This is a genomic window from Flavobacterium sp. LK-23, from assembly GCF_058135255.1.
Window position 1 is genome coordinate 25,634 of record NZ_JBYUVT010000028.1, and the last position, 20,047, is coordinate 45,680.

Consider the following 20,047-nt stretch of genomic DNA (forward strand, 5'->3'; position numbering starts at 1 on the left):
GTTAAGAATGCTATGATTTATTTTTTAATGCCCCTTAAAAAATTAAAAAAAGGCCACAACAAAATGAAGACTATGAAAAAACCTACTATTTTTAAAGTATTTATTGCAGCTGTATTTCTCTTGCTCGGTATTTCTTCTTACGGTCAGTTAAGAAAGAATTTCGATCCAAGGTATAATACCAGTTTAAAAGGAGATATTTTAGTTATTGGAAACAATATCTTAAATAGAGATGGAGGTGGAAGAAACAACCGTCCAAATAATGCTTTCGATTCTCAAGGTACCGGTACTACGGCGAACGATAACTTGGATATGAAGTATATCGACATAGACAATGATGCAGCAACTTTCAATTCTAGTTCGGCAACATTGGTTATTCCAGATGCCAGTAAAGATTGTTACGAAATTGCTTATGCCGCTTTATATTGGTCAGGAACTTATCAAGGCTCTGATAGAAACAATATTAATAAGGTTAAATTAAAAACGGGCACTAGCGCTTATAAGGATATAACAGGAAGTATAATTTGGGATGAAGGAGCATCAGGAGTAAACAATGCCTATCTTTCAAAGCCTTATGCTTGTTTTAAAGAAATTACGGCAGAAGTTAAGGCTGCTGGTCCAGGTCTATATACTATAGCAGATTTAGTTTGTTCTCAAGGGTCACTTAATCCTGGAGGTGGAAACTCTGCGGGATGGAGTATTTACGTAATTTATAAAGATCCAAAACTGCCAAGTAAATATATTACTAGTTTTGATGGTTTCAGTATGATTAGAAGTACTGATCCTCCTTTGGATATTCCAATTAGTGGCTTTACAACGAATCCTGAAGGAAATGTAAATGTAAAATTAGGATTTAGTGCCTTAGAGGGGGATAATCCTTTAGAGGGTGACGGACTACAATTTAAAGGTGGAAAATCTACTCTATGGGGAGATGTATCTTCATTAGCTAGGCCAATTACGCCAGCTGTTCCTCCTTCTAGAGGTAACGCAGGAACTCCTGCAAAGCCTAACTTTTTTAATAGTACAATTACAGACGGTGATGCAATTATGACCAATCGTAATCCGGCCAGTAAAAATACATTGGGTTATGATGCCGGAGTGGTTAAAGTTTTAAATGACGGCAATAATATCATTCAAAATAATGAGACGAGTGCGACGCTAAGAATTAATACTTCGCAGGATTCATACTTTATGTTCTTTACTGCCATATCGGTTGAAATTATTGAACCTAAAATTGTACTTACAAAAATTGTTAAAAACTCGAACGGAGATAATATTGGAGGGCAAACGGTAACATTAGGTCAGCAATTAAATTACGAAATTGGTTTTAAAAATACAGGTAATGATGATGCGACTTCTTTTACAATTCGTGATCAATTGCCTATCAATATTATCTTTAATTATCCAACAGATTTATTGCCATTACCTGATGGTGTAACAGTAAAAAGCTGGAATCCTGCTACAAGAAGTATTGTTTTTGATGTTCGTAGTGATATCGTTAAAGTAGGTTTAACTGAAAAAACAATAAAATTTAAAGTACAGGTAATTCCTGATTGTACAATGCTTGATGAAGCTTGTTCAAACAGTATCGATAACTCTGCGTACGCTACATATAAAGGTTCTCAAAATACTTCTTTCACAATATCGGATGACCCGAGTGTGGATACAAATACAGGATGTATTTTGGTACCAAAAGCAACCAACTTCTTAGTAGGTGTTGAAGGTTGTCAATATGATAGAAAGCGTACTTTGTGTACAGAGACGTTGGATATTACTGCCGCAAATGGTTACTCAACATATACTTGGTATAGCGACAAAGAAAAAACAAAAAAAATAGGAACAGGACAGACTCTTACAGTTAAAGATCCTGGAACTTATTATGTTTACAATGAAGCACCAGCACCATGTAGATCTATTTTTGAGAAATTTACTGTTGAAAGATTTGGTCAAACTGCTAAGAATCCAGTATTGGATGTTGCAGATCAAATTGTAATTTGTCCTAATGACGGTAAAGAATTGCCAAAAATATTTTTGTGTGGAGCAAATGCGTCAAGGCTAATTAAGACAGGAATTAATGATAGTTCTAATATTGTTTGGGAAAGGCTTGACACAAGTAGCTGTAAAGCAGTAACGAACGAAAATTGTGCTAACGAAAGTACAGATTGTAAATGGATACAAGTAAGTACTGGTCCTGATTTTACTGCAAAAGATGCTGGACAATACCGTTTGACAATTAATTATTCTGGTAGCTGTTTCAACCGTTTTTACTTTAATGTTTTCACTAATCCATTAGCACCAACAGAAGAACATGTTGATCTGCTTTGTGGTAGCAATGGAAGTATTACAGTACGTGACGTTCCTGCAGGATACCAGTATGCAATTAAAACAAGTCCAACTGCGACTATTCAAGATTGGGAATGGCAAGACAGCAATACTTTCCCTATTTACAATCCAGATTCGTATACCATTTATATTAGACAAAAAGGGGTAACTACAAACCCATGTATTTTCAAAATCCCTAATATTTTAATCAGAAGATTAAACCTAACATTAGATGGTAAGAAAACAGATCCGATCTGTCCAACTGATTTAGGAAGTGCAAGTGTTGGAATCAAAAATTTTGAAGGACCATATTATATTTATCTTTATAATCAGGCAACTGGACAAATTGAAAAACAAGATGGTCCTGTTACAGCTTTAGATTATAGTTTCTCATCTTTAAGCTACGGAACTTATGGTAAAAACTATTATATCAGAGTTACAAGCAGTCCTATAAACCAGACTCTAGCGCCAAAATGTGATGTGTCTTATTATTTTGAAATAAAAGCGCCTTCAAGCCAGTTAAAAGCATTTGCAACTTTGCAAGAACCTTTTACAGCTTGTAGTGATGGTAAACTATTATTATCAGCATCAGGAGGAAAAGCACCTTATGCTTATTTTATAAACGGATCTCCAACACGTGTTGATACCAATCCGGTTATTATTACAGAAGCAAAAACATACGAGATTAGAGTCGTTGACGATGCTGGTTGTTCTGCAACAACTTCTATTACTATTCCAGAAGTTTCAAAACCTACTTTTGATGTGAATCATACAAGTAGTGCTTGTTATGATGGTACGTCTTCTATTAGAATCGAAAATATTGTGCCTAATGGGAACATTATGGCTTATAGTATTGACAATGGACTTAGTTATTCTGGAAATACTACTTTCCTTAATTTGAATCCAGGCGTTTATAAAGTTATTGTTAGATATAGTGTTACTTATACAATAAACAATGTACAACAAAGAAAAGATTGTTTTAGTGATCCAATTGATGTAACTATTACAGGTCCAACTTCTGCACTTACTGCATCTGGAGGTGTAGCAGCATTAGCAGGCTGTACTTTGCCAGATGGAAATGGTGATAATCAAGGAGGAAAATTAAGAATTAACAATGTTGAGGGAGGAACTCCTCCATACCAATACGATTTTGGTGATGGTAAAGGTTGGGTAAATGTAAATGAGGCAGATGTTATGCCAAATACTACCGGTTATACTTTAAGAGTTAAAGATAATGCAGGATGTATTTTTACAATAACAGATAAGATTATTTTAGATCCTAAACCAACAGATCCGACAATTGATGATCCTATTACAGTTTATAGTTGTGATGGTAAGGCTTCTACAACCATAACGGTAAGAAATCCTCAAAACACAAATTATACTTACGAATATTATATTGATGGAACACCTAATACACCAATAACAAATAACGTATTTACAAATGTTCCAGCAGGAAATCATAAAATAAAAGTTAAATATACAGTAACCAAAGTTCCTACTTATAGTAACTTATTAAGAGAGGATTTTGGTCTTGGTTCATATACAACAACACCAGGAATTAACCCAGGTTATTGTTTTGAAGATGAGACATCAACACATTTAGCTCCAGATTATAAATGTAATAGAGATGAATGGATAAATGATGGTGAATATGCAGTAGCAAGTTCAATTAGAACTAGATTTAGTGATTCTTGGATAGTAGCTAAAGATCATACAGTGCCTACTAGTCCGTTAGGAAGATTTTTATGTGTGAACGTTGGAGGTACAGCAGGTATTGGAGGAATCTTATATAGTAAGCCAATTCGAGATGTTATTGTAAATCAACCCGTAATTATTTCACTATGGGCAGAAAACCTTATTGTTAAAACATCAACTTCTCACGCTGATCCAAAATTAACTATTCAATTAATTAATAACTTGAATGGAGTTGGAGGTACAGAAACGATTGTTGCAACAACAGATACTTCAAATCCTTGGGTAGTTCCAAAAAGCGAGCAATGGGAATACAAAGAATTATCATTAAATCCTGGAGCATACACTAATTTAAGTTTTGTCATTAGATCTTATAGTAACGAATTTAATGGTAACGATGTATTGATTGATGATATCTGGGTACGCCAGATTCCTGCAAGTTGTGATGCAGAGAAAGAATTTACAGTTATCATAGAGGATAACAAAGGCTTTAAAGCCGATACGCCAATTGTTGATAACTTGACTTGTATTGATAAAGCTGACGGAATAATTACAATTCCAGTTAGTAACTTTAATCCTGCAACAGGATATTATTATACAGTAAACGGTGGAGGTTTACAAAATTCAAGTGCTTCTCCTCTAGTTTTAGATAAGTTAGCTGCAGGAAATTATACAGTAGTTGTTCAGTATGATACTGCTGGAAATTGTTCTACAAGTTATTCAAGAAGTGTAACTGCTCCAGAAGCTGTTACTGCATTGGCTACTGTAACGACTCAGCCAACTTGTATAGATGGTGCTGTAATTAAGGCTTCTGCAAAAGGCGGAAAACCAAATTATAAATATCAGTTAGAACGTCCAGATGGAACAATTGTAATAGCATTCCAGACTGAAGATACTTTCAACCTACCAGTAACTACTACAGGTGACTTTGTAGTGGTAGTAAAAGATTCTGGAGATTGTTCTTCAGCAGCTTCTGATAAGGTAACTGTTGTGGGAGCAGTACCTCCTACAGCGACTTTAGATCCTAGTTCAGATCTTTGTTATGATGCTGGAAACAAAGCAACTTTGGTTGTAAGTGTTAGTGGCGGAAAAGCACCTTACCATTACAGTTTAGATGGTGTGAATTATCAGGATTCAGAAAAATTCGAGAATTTAGGTTCAGGTAATTATACAATCTACGTTAGAGATGCAAATGGCTGTAACGCTACGCCACTTACAAATATTGCGATAGGAACACAAGTTACAGCATACGCAGAGGTAACAAAACCATTAGATTGTACAAATTCGCCAAACGCGCAGATTACAATTACAGCTCAAAACGGAACACCGGGCTATACTTATGAAGTATCGGTTAATGGAGCTCCTTTTGTAGCGATAGGATCTAATATTTACCCAGCGTCTGCAACTGGATCATATGTATTTAGAGTTACAGATTCTAAAGGATGTCCTGCTTTAACAACTGCAGTAACTGTAGATGCTAAACTGGAACCAACAGGATCTACTACGCCAATAAACCCTAAATGTTATAACGGTAATAACGGAAGTTTTACAGTTATACCAGCTGGCGGAAATGGTGGACCATACGAATTTAGTTTTGACGGAGGTAATTTTACCACTTCTGCAACACATTCTAACTTAAATGCATTTGTTGGTGCAACAAATACAAAAACGTATAAATATCAAGTAAAAGATGGTAAAGGATGTCTTTCACCTATTTACGATGTTATATTAACTAACCCAACAGAGGTTAAAGTTTCTGGTAGCTTCCCTGCTAACACTACGTGTAGCTCTACAACAGTAATTACAATTGTTGGGGCAGGAGGTGCAGGTAACTATACGTACAACTTTGATGGTGGTACAAATTATAATGGTGTAACGACTAAGACAGTTACCTTAACAAATGCTGAGCAAACTATTAAATTCTATGTAAAAGATGGAAATGGATGTACAGCAGAAGGTGAAGTTAAAGTTCCGGCATTTAACCCGCCAACAGGAATTACAATTTCTAATCCTGCTGCAATTACGTGTAATGCAGGAAGTACAACAACAAGTCTTACATTAACAGCAAATGGAGGCATTGCTCCGTATACATACGAAGTTACTGCTGGACCAGTTATGCCAGCAGCGCAAACTGGAAACACAGCTACATTTACTGGTCTAACAGCAGGCTACTATGAATTTAAAGTAACAGATGCAAGAGGTTGTACAGCTACAGGATCAAAAACTATTGCTGATGGGGTTAAAATTAAAGCTGATGTTCAAAAAACAGATGAATTATGTGCGGGTTCTAAAAACGGTACCGCTACATTTACTGTTTCAGATGTAAGCAGTACGGGTAATTTTACTTATACTTTTACGCCTAATACAGGTACGCCAAATGTTAATGGTAATAAAGTTACCTATACAAATTTAGCACCTGGGACGTATACTTTCGTGGCTACAGATAGAGCAACAGGTTGTATTTCTGATAGCAAACAAGTAACCGTTGGTGCAGCTACTCCAATTACTTTTGATGTTGCTGCTTCAAAAATTAGCTGTAATAATAAATTTACAACAATAACAATTTCAAATTTACAGGGTGGAACAGGCAACTATTCTTATGCATTTGCAGCAAGTGGTTCAACAGGTCCATCAACACCTTACGGATCAACTTTAACAGTAGACACATCAGTTCTTACAACAAGTATAGATGTATACGTTAAAGATGCAAATAATTGTGCTGTTAAGAAAACAGTTTCTGTTGGAACAGAGGATCTTCCAAAAATGGATCCTATTGCAGCACAATGTTACCCAGGAACTCCAATTTCTGTAAAAATTACAGGTACATATGCATTGCCAGCAACATTTAGTAAGGATGGTACTAATTTTGGAACGGCTGATACATTTAATTTAACGCCTGGAACTTATAAATTAACGGTAAAAGATAAATTCGGTTGTATCGATTTTATTAATTACGTAGTGGCTGAACAATTAACAATTACTCCATCAGTAGTTGCAGATACAAATTGTACACCAAACACAACAATAAGCTTATCTTCTGCAGGAGGAACAGGAACTCGTACTTATGCAGTTTCATTCAATGGAGGGGGTTACTCAACAGTAACAAGCCCTTATACAGCAACTGCAGCTGGAACGTATAAATTTAGAGTTAGTGATAGTGCAAACCCAGTTTGTTATGCTTACACAGCAGATATTACGGTTACTCTAAAACCTACAGTTTTAACAATTAATACATCTAAAGTTGATGTAAAATGTAATGGAGCAAAAACAGGAAGTATTTTGGTAACAGCTACTTCTGGAAAAGCGCCATTTACATATACGATTACCAAAAGAGGTTCTTCACCAGCAGAGGTTTATAATGTAAATAATCCTTCAGGATTAGGTGCAGGTATCTATGATATTGTGGTAGAAGATGCTTTAGGTTGTAAATCGGCTACGGCAGATGTTACGATAACAGAACCAGCTGAATTAACAGCCGATGCAAGTATTGATCCATTTACTTGTAACACTACAAATACAAAAGAACCTAAAAATGTTACCGTTACAGGAACAGGAGGAGTACTTCCTTATTCATACAGCTTTAATGGAGGATCATATGGTCCATCAAACACTTTAGAAGTTGTAGACAATACAAAAACACAGACTGTTAGATATTCTATCATGGATGGTAATGGTTGTACAACTGCTGTTAAAACACTTACAATCTCACCGCTTAATCCGCCTAAGATTGCAAAAGTTGACGTAACAAAAATTTATTGTGATCCAGTAGCTAGCAGAAAAAGTACCGCAACAATTACATTAGTTGCGGGTAGCGGAGCTGTAACTTCTTACACAATTGTTTCAGGACAAACTAATATTACTGGAGCTACTTCAGGAGTATTTACTGATCTTGATCCTGGTAACTATACTTTCAGAGCAACAGCTTCAAATGGTTGTTATGATGAGTTTAGCATTAATATTCCACCAGTAGTTTCTATTACTGCAGCAGCAAATAAACTTAATGATGTTTATTGTTATGCGATTCCAAAAGAAACTACAGGAGCTATTAGATATACAGTAGGTAAATTTGTAACTACTTATAGCTATACAGTTAATGGAGTTTTGACAGCTACAAATCAGACTGCTACTTCTTTCGATTTAACTAATCTTGGAGAAGGAACTTACGATGTAGTATTTACAGATGAAACGACATTATGTACTTTCGCAACAAAAGTTGTAATTACACAGCCTACAGATGCTTTAGTTCTACATTTAGATTCTAATGTAAATGCAAACTGTAACAAAGCAACGTCTAAAGTAACAGTACATGCTACTGGAGGAACGTTAGATTATAAATATGCTTTTAAACAAAACAATGTAGCTCCAACAGATTCTGATTATAAAGATGCTGCAAGTGCAGATCTTAGCCCAGTAATGAACACAGAATGGGATGTTTGGGTTAAAGATGCTAATAATTGTACAGCTAAGATAGACGTAACTATCGATACTGATTTAGCACCAACTGTTGATGTTAAAGTAAACAATCAATGTACAGTTTCTGGTAACGCATTTATTATAGAAGCAACAGGTAATGGTGGTGTTGCACCATATACTTATACAATTAATACAGGTGTTGCACCAAGTCCAGCTAATATATTTACTGTTGGCGCAGGAACATATACGATTACGGTGAAAGACGCTAACGGTTGTACAGGAACAGCACCAATTACTGTTTACGATGCAATGACGGTTAGTGCAGACATCACTAAAGAACTTACATGTGCTGCTGTAACACCAGTAAATGGAAACATTAAGGTTAAAGTGGTAACTGGAGGAAAACCAAACTTTACTTATAAAGTAAAAATAGATGCAGGCTCTTACCCAACTACAGGAACACCTTTTACAGGAACATCTTTCGATTATCCAGTAACAGCGGCAGGAACTTATCAGTTTGAAATTACTGATGCTAATGGCTGTGTAAAAGAAACAGTAGAAGTTGAATTAAAAGATCCTCAAACGGTTCTGGTAAAAGATACTCCAACAAGTCCAACTTGTAATGGAGATGCAGACGGATCTGTAACACTTGAGGCAACAGCAGGAGAAGGACCATTTAAATTTAGTTTTAACGGGGGACTTTTCTTAGATAAATTTATTTATGGAGGATTAACAGCAGGAAGCTATCCTTATACAGTAAGAGACAGCAAAGGTTGTGAAGCTTCTGGAACAGCTGTTATTGATGCTCCAGCACCAATTATTCCTTTAATTAAAGCAAATGGTATTACATGTAATAGTACACAACCAGGAAGTATAGATGTAAATCTTACAGCTGCTTCTGGAGGTACAGCACCATTTACATACTATTTGTATGATAATACGATGACTGTAAAAGCAACTTATATTGCAAATGCAGCAGATGCGTTGGTGAAGCATAATTTCCCTGGATTAGATTTTGGTGACTACTTTATTCATATAGTAGACGCAAAAGGATGTAAGTATGAGAGTACTGCATTAAGAATAGCACCGCCTCCTTATTTGGAATTTGGTGCTGAAGTGATTGGTGCAACTTGTGATGATGGAATTTCTGTTAAACTAGAATTGTTATTAGGTTCAGGTGTGCCAAACTTTACATATTCTATTTACGGACTTGGTATGTCATCAGGTTCTATACCAGATAGAGATTATACATTTACTCATTTAGAGCAAAATACGACTTATAATTTTATGGTTGTAGATGCGAACGGATGTCCATCGTATTTAGAATATACTACACCTAAGATTTCAGATATTACGGCAGACGTTACGCCAAAAGATGTAACATGTTTTAATGCAGGAAATGGTGAATTAAGTTTTGAAGTAAAAGATTTAGGCGCAGGAACTACTCATATTTATTATGAAGTAAGAGATAACTTAACTAATCTGCCAATTCTAAGCCCTAAATTTGGTGATATCACTGCAGCTCCTTACACAGGAACTATTACAGGTTTATTGCCAGGTAATTATATTCTTTATGTAAAAGAAATAGACGGAACTAAATGTTCTACAACAACGAAATTCCAAATTAAACAGCCAGCTTCAGCACTTGATGCTAGTATTACTAAAGTGGTGAATGCAACTTGCGATAAAAATGCTTTTGTAACAATTAGCGCAGGTGGGGGAACAGGACCTTATACTTATGGTTTCTATACTGCACCAGCTACAGCACCAGCTTCATTTGGAAGTGAAAATGTTTTAGAGTTGCCATATTCTCCAACTACTACAAACTATAATATTGTTGTAATAGATGCTAATGGATGTGAGAAAGATTTAGGTCAGATAATTTCTAAAGACCCAAGTCCAGAAATTAATTTAGATGTAGATAATAAATGTGTTAGCGAAGATACTTTCGGAATCGTAGTAACATTGTCTAATGCAGGAATGCCAGGATATTCTATTAAAGTTGACGATGGAGTTTTTGTACCGTATACTGGAACATTCCCGTATACAATACCAAATTTACATTCTGGAGAACATGAAATTACGATAAAAGACAAAAACAACTGTACAGATGTTAAGAAGATAACAATTGATGCTCCATTAAAACTTGAAGCTTCAAATCTTGTTCTGCCAAATTGTAATGATGATAATGGTGGAGTAACATTAGTACCAAGTGGAGGATCAGGAAATTATGGTTATAGTATTTTACCAAGTTTCCCAAGTGTATCTATAGTAGGCAATACAATTACAGGATTACAAGCTGGTAAGTATGTAGTAACAATGACAGACCTTACAAATGTTGGTTGTTCTACTACAACAGAATTCGAATTGCCAGCTGGAACTCCGGTTACTTTTGATGCTGTAGCTACAGATGTACTTTGTCTTGGTGATTCAAACGGAACTATTACAGTAAATTTACTTGCAGGTAATAATGAACCTCCGTATACTTACGAAATAGCATTAGTATCAGGAGCGCCTCTACCATTAGGTATTGTACAAACAGATAACGTATTTAGCAATCTTCCGATAGGAGATTATAGAATTACGGTGACTTCTAAGAGATTATGTTCTTTATATAAAGATTATACTATTGGAGGACCAACTGTTGCTTTAGGAGCCGATGTTGCTCTGAAAGATTTTGGATGTCTTTCAGGAAGCGACCCAGAACTTGCAGAAGTTACAATTACTGGAACGGGAGGTACAGCACCATATCTATACAATTTTGATGGAAGTGCAAATTATACGAAAGAAAATAAAGTAACGATTCCAAATGACGGAAACCCTCATACGGTAAATTACTATGTAATCGATAAGAATGGTTGTAAAACAAATGGTTCTACAATTGTTAATCCGTTTACGAAATTAGACGATATTGATTTTGATCAAACGATAGTAGCAACATGTCCAGATGAAGAAACACAAGTTACTTTAACAGTAATAGGTGGTTATGCAATTGATAAATATGAAATTGTTTCTCCATTCACTAAAGACAACGGAACTTCAAATGTATTTGATAACTTACTTGCTGGAACTTACATGTTTAAAGTGACAGACGAGAGAGGATGTTCTATCGAAAGACCTTATGTAATTGAAAAATTAGATAAAATTGATATTGTTAAAACATCACAAATCAATGTAAGCTGTAACACAATAAACGGAACCAATAACAACGGAGAGGCAACTTTCACAGTTTCTGACTTTAGTACTGCTGGTTACACAGTTGCTGTTACAAGTGCAACTGGATTATTTCACAATGCTCCTATAATAGCAGGTGATGTAGTTACAGTAGATGGTCTTGTTGAAGGAACTTACACAGTAACAGTAACAGATAATACAACAAATTGTTCAAAATCTGCAGATGTTACCATTACAATGCCTGCTCCGATTGTATTTGTTGCAACGGGTAGCAATGTATATTGTTCTGAGGATAACTCTACAATTACAATTACAAACATTGTAGGTGGAACGCCAAATTATTCTTATGCAGCAGTTATAAGAAATCAACCAGCCCCAGTAGCGTTTACAGCGTCTTCTGTTCCATTGGTGGTTGATACAGATTTGACAAACCTATTATGGGATGTTTATATTAAAGATGCGAATGGTTGCGTTTCAGCGCCAATTCCAGTAGATATTGATCTTGACGCAGCTCCAGTTCTTAATATGCCAGCACAGCAATGTTATGTAGGTACTGATTTAACAGTAGATCTTGATGCTCTTGCTACAACTTACAACAACGTGAAATCATTTACAGTTGATGGAGTTGCTACAAGTAGTCCTGCAACATTTACAAAGGCAGGAAATTACAAAATCGTCTTAACAGATGATAACGGATGTACTGCGGAGCGAGATTATATTATCGAAGAGCGCTTAACAGCTGCAGCAACAGTAGAGAAAGATCTTTATTGTGAAGTAGGTAATGAAGCAGCAAAAATTGTTGTTGAAGTAAAAGGTGGTGTAAAAAATTATACGTACCAAATGTACTTAGACGGTGTTGCAGTATTCCCTGCTCCAAAAACAGCTACGGGTGATTTTACAGAATTTGTAACTGCTGAAGGAGATTACACTTTTGAAATCTCAGACAGTAACGTACCATGTACATTTACAACTATTCCTGTAACGGTTACAGATCCAGAGCCAATTACTCTTGCAGACTCGCATACAGATGTGTTATGTTGGACTGACAGCAATGGAACTTTAACAGTTGTACCAACTGGTGGAGTAGAACCATATTCATACGTGCTTTCTGGAACAGTTACAAATACAACAGGAGATGTAAGTGGTGTTTATACCGATTTACCTGAAGGTACATATACGGTTCAAGTTACAGATGGTAAAGGTTGTACGACTACTTCGGCTAATATTATAATTATTCAGCCAGATGAATTAAAAGCAACACCTGAAATTACACCAAATAATGCTTGTAATACATTTACAGAAATTGTAATTACTGCTACAGGTGGTAAAGGAAAATACCAATACAATTTTGACGGAAATGGATACGATGATACAAATAGTATCTCTGTACCAAATGACGGTTCAGTTCTATCGGTTACGTATACAGTTAGAGATGCTAATGGTTGTGAAACACCACCAGTAACAGTTCCGATTGTTCCATTAAACAAACCAAAAGCTTTAGCATTCTTAGCAACTGCTATTACTTGTAATCCTGCAAACGCTACTAGTACTGTTACAGTAACTGCGACAGACGGAGTAGGTGCATTAAAGTTTAAAATTATAGAATTCAATGGTGCGGCTACTACGCTTTATCCTCCAGTTTCAACAACTGGAAGTGCAGTTCCTGCAGTATTTACAGGATTGCCATTTGGTGAGTACAAATTTGAGGTAACAGATAGTTTTGGATGTTCATTCAGTGATATATTGACTATCAAAGACGTTGTTAAAATCCAAGCTACAGGTGATGCTTTCGCGAAATCTTGTATCGGTACAGACGACGGAAAAGTAGTCTTTACAATGTCTGATTTCAAAGGAACATATACGTATTCAGTAACTAAAGATGGTGCTGCTTTTGATGGACCACATACAACTTCTAACACAGAGGTTACTTTAGCTAACTTAGCAAAAGGTGATTATGAGATTAGTGTAGTAGATGATATAACAACCTGTCCAACAACTTTCAAAGTTACAGTTAACGATCCTATCGATGTAACTGTTTCAGAAGAAGGTAACGTAAATGCTAATTGTAAAATTGGTGCTGTAGTTACAGTTCTAGGACACGGTGGAGCTGGAGATTATACCTATTCTTTTGTTGTAGCAGGTGCAACTTACGGTGCATTTGAACCAGAAGCTACTAGAGTATTAGACCCTGCTACGCCTAGCTGGTATGTATATGCGAAAGATAAAAACGGATGTATCTCTCAACCAATAACAGTTAACATTACAACTGATCCATTGCCAAGTAACTTTACAGCAAAAGTTACATCACATTGTGCGGATAGTAATGGAAATTATGAAATTGTAGTAGATGATTCTGTTGCTATTGGAGTAGGTCCATTTACATATAGTATTGGTGGAGGATTCCAAATTTCTAAATCATTTACAGTGAACGTAGCAAAAGCTTACGATATCACAGTACACGATAAGTTTGGTTGTGAAACGAAATTCCCAGCATTAGTGACTATTTTACAGCCTCTAGAATTGAAAACTGAAATTTTAGATTGGCCAAGTTGTGATGAAGGTGACGGAAGAATTAGTGTTACAGCAACTGGTGGTTCAGGAAATTACAGTTATTCAATTGACAAACAACCAGCAGTAACGACTACGACAGCTGAATTTACAGGTTTAGATTCTGGTTCTCACACAATCGATGTGATTGATACAACGACTAAATGTCCAATTTCAACAATGGTAGTTATCGCTCCTGCAACCAAAATTATTGGTTTTGAAGCAAAAGCTACGCCTGTGACATGTTTCAGTTATACAGATGGTAAAATTAGAGCAAGTATTACTCCAGGAGTAAACGACAACCCTATATACAAATATAGAATCAACAACGGTCCACTTCAAGAAAGCGGATTGTTTGAAGGATTAGCAGCTGGAGATTACAGAGTTGAAGTATTCTCAGGAAGAGGTTGTCCAGCTTTTATTGATGTAGAAGTAAAAGGACCTAAAGCAATTGTGGTTCAAGATCCAGCTGTGGTGCAGTACTTATGTACTAGCGGTAACACTAGCAATTTTGCAACAATCACAGTAACTGGTGTTACTGGAGGTTCTGAAAATTATGATAAGTACGAATATGAGTTTATTAAAAATGGTGTAAGAGTTTACAAAGGAGAAAGAAATGTATATACTCAAACCGATTTTACAGGTGGAAGTTTCGTAGTAAAAGTTTATGACGAAAATGGTTGTGAGGGTACCAATCCAACAACTTGGGTAATTAATCCATTCATCCGTTTAGACAAAGTAAATGTAAGAGTTGATGATGCAATCACTTGTCCTACTAAAGAAAACATTACAGTATCAGTAGATGCAACAGGTGGTACACCAACTAACTTAGAATATTCAATCGCTTATTCTTCTGGTGCTACTGTACCAGGAAATGCGCCAAATGCAAATGGAGTATTTACAGATTTAGGAATAGGTGAATATATCATCACAGTTCTGAATAAAGATACTGGCTGTTTATTACAGAAAGTTCACAATGTGTTTGATCCAAATACATTCAGTATTCAAGCAGTTGCTGTAAATGGAGAAATTTGTTTCAATTCTACTGATGGAAGCGTAGATTTAACTTTTGTAGACCATCAGATAGTTCCAAAAGACGATGCTGGTAGATTTGATTATGTAGTGACTGGTCCGTCGCCAAGTACAGCGGTAGTAGCTTCAGGTCAATCACCAACAGCAGGTCCACAAAGAGTTTCTAATTTGAGCGCTGGTTTATACAAAGTTGTGGCTACCTTAGTAGGTGATCCTAGATGTTCAGTAGAAACATTATTTACGATCAGTCAGCCAAACGAAGCATTAGTTGCAACATCAGCAAAAGTAGATATTACATGTATTGCTGGTAATAATGACGGTGAAATCTCTGTTAGTGCAACAGGAGGTTGGAACACATCTTACCAATATGAATTAGTAAAAGATGGAAGAGTTGTAGAAAATTATTCAAGTAAGACAAACTATCCAGGTCTAACAGCAGGTGTTTATACCATAAACGTTAAAGACGCTAAAGGTTGTATGGCATCTACAAGTCAGACTTTAATAGTGCCACTGCCTATTAATGCTACAGCAAGTGCAAACGTTACAACGTTACCATGTTTTGGAGATAAATCTGGTGTAGTTACCGTGAGCCCTCCAACAGGTGGTCAAGGAAGCAACTATATGTATACTTTAAATATACTTTCTGAAAATCCTGTAATTTCATCAGGACCATTCTCTTCTCCAATTTTCTCTGGATTAGGTGCAGGAAGATATAGTGTAACAATAACAGATGGATTCTCTTGTGAATTTACAACTGACGAAGTTGAAATAAAAGATCCACTAAAAGTATTAGCTACTTTAGTAGAGTCTAGAGCACAAACTTGTAATGTTCCTACGCAACTTACATTAAGTGCTGAAGGAGGAACAGGACCATATACTTATAGCGCAGATGGAAAAACGATTTTAGGTTCATTCGCCTCTTCAATTTCATTTGAAGTGCCAGTAGGTTCTTATAAGTATTTTGTTTTTGACTCTATAGGATGTAGAAGTGTTGTCTCTAATACAGTTACAATCTATGCATTAACTCCATTAGATGTTAAACTGGATGTTTCAAGCGCAGTTGTAAAATGTACTGGAGAAGCTACAGGAGTAATTACTGCAGAAGCAGTAGGAGGCTTAGGTCATTATTCTTATACATTGTTAAACGGAACAGGCGGAATTGTTCGTCCTGCTCAAGACAATGGAGTATTTGCTGATCTTCCAATTGGAACATATCGAGTAGCAGTTGAAAGTGTGGATTGTAATGATAGATCTGAATTGGTTGTTATTACAGAACCAAGAGAAGCTTTACAAGCTCAATTTAAACCAACAGATGTTACTTGTTTCGGTGAGAATAATGGTAAACTTGAAATAATTGCTTCAGGTGGAACAGGAGTCATTAAATATGCAATTTCTCCAAATCTGAACCAGTTTGATACTAAAGTATTATTTGAGAAATTAGCGCCTGGTGATTACCAAGCAATAGCTCAGGACGAAAACGGATGTTTTGTATTGTACGATTTCACAATCTCACAACCAAGACCTGTAGTTGTAACTGAGGTTCCAAACTCAATGATACCAGAAGTTTGTGACGGAGATAAAGATGGTGCATTTAGTATTGAAATTAAAGGAGGTACTTTACCTTACAGTGTAAGTTTAGATGCTCCAAACGGACCATTTACTGCAGGTACTGCAACACAAACAGTGTTTGACTTTACAAACCTTAAAGGTGGAGCACATACAGTGTATGTGAAAGATGCAAACAACTGTCCGGTAGATTTCGTAGAGAATATGCCAAATGCTGTAATTCTTAACCCAACTGCAGAAGTAACATATGATTGTGTTAACAATGCACAGGCAAACATGGTAGTAGTAACAATCGATGCTTCTATCACAAACCCTGCAGAGGTAGATTACTCTCTTGACAATAATGGAACATTCCAACCAAGTAACATTTTCACAAATGTTGCTCCAGGAAGCCACTTCATTGTTGCTAGACATACTAACGGATGTGAAGTGCCAACTCCAATTTTTGAAGTAGCAGCTGTTGATCCAGTAAGTTTAATTGACGTTACAAACCAAAGCAAAGACATCAACACAATTGTTGTTAAAGCTTCTGGAGGAGTTGCTCCTTACGAGTACAGCTTCAATGGTGAATCATTCTCATCATCTAATAGCTATAGAATCTACAAATCGGGTGATTATGTAGTGATCGTAAGAGACAAAAATGGTTGTGAGGCAACAATTACAGTTCAGGGTACATTCTATGACTTCTGTCTGCCAAACTACTTCACTCCAAACGGTGACGGACAAAATGATACTATTGGTCCAGATTGTGGTGCATTAGCATACAAAGAGCTAACGTTCGATATTTATGATAGATATGGTAGAGTAGTTGCGAAATACCATGTAGGTGAAAAATGGGACGGTAGATATCATGGAAACGAATTGCCAACAGGTGATTACTGGTATGTTCTTAAATTAAATGATCCGAAAGATCCAAGAGAATTTGTTGGACATTTCACTTTATACAGATAACAAAATTATAGCCCCAATGATGTTATCTAAAAATATTAATACAATGAAAAAGCTTATTTTATCCTTAGTACTCATGGCTGTAACAACAAGTTACAGCCAAGAGTTAAACCTACCGGTGTTTACCCAGTATTTAGCTGATAACCCTTTTATTCTTTCTCCTGCTTATGCTGGTATTGGAGATAATCTCCGTATTAGAGCCAATGGTTTAACACAGTGGGTCGGAATTAAAGACGCACCAGATAACCAGTCATTGTATGCAGATTTTCGTGTTTTAGATCGTTCTGGAGTTGGTTTGTCATTGTATAATGATAGCAATGGTAATACGAGACAAACGGGAGCCAAAGTTTCATTTGCGCACCACTTGATCTTAGATTACCGTACAGAACAATACCTTTCATTTGGTATTTCGTATAACATCAATACTTTTCGTTTAGAAACCAATAATTTTACGGGAACTGACGGAGGGATAACAGACGATCGTCGTACATCAAATAACAACTTTGATCTTAGTGCGCTGTATCGTAACAGAGGGTTTTATTTTAGTTTCAATGCCAACAACGTATTGAAAAAGAATATTAGTCTTGAAAGAACAAACGAGCCAGATCTTTTATCGAACTTTCAGGTATATTCTGGATTCACTTTTAAAGATGGAGAAAACAGACGTATCGAATACGAACCATCGGTTTTCTTACAGTACTTTGCAAATGACCAGCGTTCTACAACAGATTTTAACTTCAAGTACAGACGTTACAATCGTTACGAAGATTATTATTGGATTGGAGTGTCTTACCGTTTCTTAAATGACCAGTTTCCTAAACCTTTGGCAATGGGACCAATGGCTGGTTTTATGAAATCTAAATTCTATTTTGCATACTCTTACCAGTTAATGTTTAATGGACTTGGAACGTATAACACAGGAACACATTCCATCACAATAGGATTCGATTTCTTACAATCTATCAGTAACTGTCCTTGTACACAAAGTCCAGTTCACGATTAGACAAGTAATTTTTATCATCTTTGAGAATTATTTTGTTTGTTTTCATAATTTACAACGTTTTCGTTTTTATTAATGGATTATTTTTAGATTTTTGAAATTTAGACTTCATTAAAAGTTCTATATTTGTTATTCTTTCAAAAAATTAAAAAAATTAGCAGATGAAAACTTTAAACGATTTCGATTTTAAAAATAAAAAAGCAATTATCCGTGTTGACTTCAACGTGCCATTGGATGAGAATTTTAATGTAACAGATACAACACGTATTGAAGCTGCAAAGCCAACAATTGATGCTATTTTAGCACAAGGCGGAAGTGTGATTTTAATGTCACATCTTGGAAGACCAAAAGGAGCAGAAGAGAAATACTCTCTAAAACATATCTTAAAAACAGCTTCTGATATTTTAGGAGTTCAAGTAAAATTTGCTGAAAACTGCGTTGGAGAACCAGCTCAAACAGCAGCAAAAGATTTAAAACCAGGCGAAGTTCTTTTATTAGAAAACTTACGTTTCCACGCTGAAGAAGAGGCAGGAGATGTAGCTTTCGCTAAAGAATTAGCTTCTCTTGGAGATATTTATGTAAACGATGCATTTGGTACAGCTCACAGAGCACACGCATCTACTACAATTATTGCACAATTCTTTGAAGACAAAAAATGTTTCGGAACATTATTGGCAAAAGAAATTGAAAGTTTAAATAAAGTTCTTAAAAACAGTGAAAAACCTGTAACTGCTGTTCTTGGAGGTTCTAAAGTTTCTTCTAAAATCACTGTTATCGAAAATATCTTGGATAAAGTAGATCACATGATTATTGGAGGAGGAATGACTTTTACTTTCATTAAAGCGCAAGGAGGAAAAATCGGTGAGTCTATCTGCGAAGATGACAAATTAGATTTGGCTCTAGAAATTTTAAGATTAGCAAAAGAAAAAGGAGTTCAGGTACATATTCCTGTTGATGTTATTGCTGCAGACGATTTCTCAAACAATGCAAATACTCAGGTTGTAGACGTAACTGCAATTCTTGAAGGATGGCAAGGTTTAGATGCAGGTCCAAAATCTTTAGAGAACTTCAAAAAAGTTATTTTAGAGTCAAAAACAATTCTTTGGAATGGTCCATTAGGAGTTTTTGAAATGGAAACTTTCTCTAAAGGAACAATCGCATTAGGAGATTATATCGCTGAAGCTACAGAAAATGGAGCATTTTCTTTAGTAGGAGGTGGAGATTCTGTTGCAGCAGTAAAACAGTTCGGATTTGAAGACAAAATGAGCTATGTTTCCACTGGTGGCGGGGCAATGCTAGAAATGTTAGAAGGAAGAATTTTACCTGGAATCGCAGCGATTTTAGACTAAAATA

General features: G+C 35.9%; 3 protein-coding genes. All 3 read left to right on the forward strand.

Annotated elements, in window-relative coordinates:
• The first annotated feature begins 72 nt into the window (after positions 1-72).
• The 3 genes from AC3Y25_RS23600 (at position 73) to AC3Y25_RS23610 (ending at position 20,043) form a co-directional block, all read left to right on the forward strand.
• The gene (locus AC3Y25_RS23600) at positions 73-17,697 is read left to right on the forward strand and encodes a T9SS type B sorting domain-containing protein (protein ID WP_489904443.1); all 17,625 of its coding nucleotides are present in this window, start codon (positions 73-75) and stop codon (positions 17,695-17,697) included.
• A 43-nt stretch (positions 17,698-17,740) separates the two neighbouring features.
• Positions 17,741-18,697, forward strand: a complete 957-nt coding sequence (locus AC3Y25_RS23605) for a PorP/SprF family type IX secretion system membrane protein (RefSeq protein WP_248728792.1) — start codon at positions 17,741-17,743, stop codon at positions 18,695-18,697.
• A gap of 158 nt (positions 18,698-18,855) precedes the next feature.
• The gene (locus AC3Y25_RS23610; RefSeq protein WP_489904444.1) at positions 18,856-20,043 is read left to right on the forward strand and encodes a phosphoglycerate kinase; all 1,188 of its coding nucleotides are present in this window, start codon (positions 18,856-18,858) and stop codon (positions 20,041-20,043) included.
• The last annotated feature ends 4 nt before the right edge of the window (positions 20,044-20,047 follow it).

Bases quoted from the DNA above. Each gene is read 5' to 3' on its own strand.
- AC3Y25_RS23600 (WP_489904443.1), top strand. From the start codon at position 73: ATGAAAAAACCTACTATTTTTAAAGTATTTATTGCAGCTGTATTTCTC.
- AC3Y25_RS23605 (WP_248728792.1), top strand. From the start codon at position 17,741: ATGAAAAAGCTTATTTTATCCTTAGTACTCATGGCTGTAACAACAAGT.
- AC3Y25_RS23610 (WP_489904444.1), top strand. From the start codon at position 18,856: ATGAAAACTTTAAACGATTTCGATTTTAAAAATAAAAAAGCAATTATC.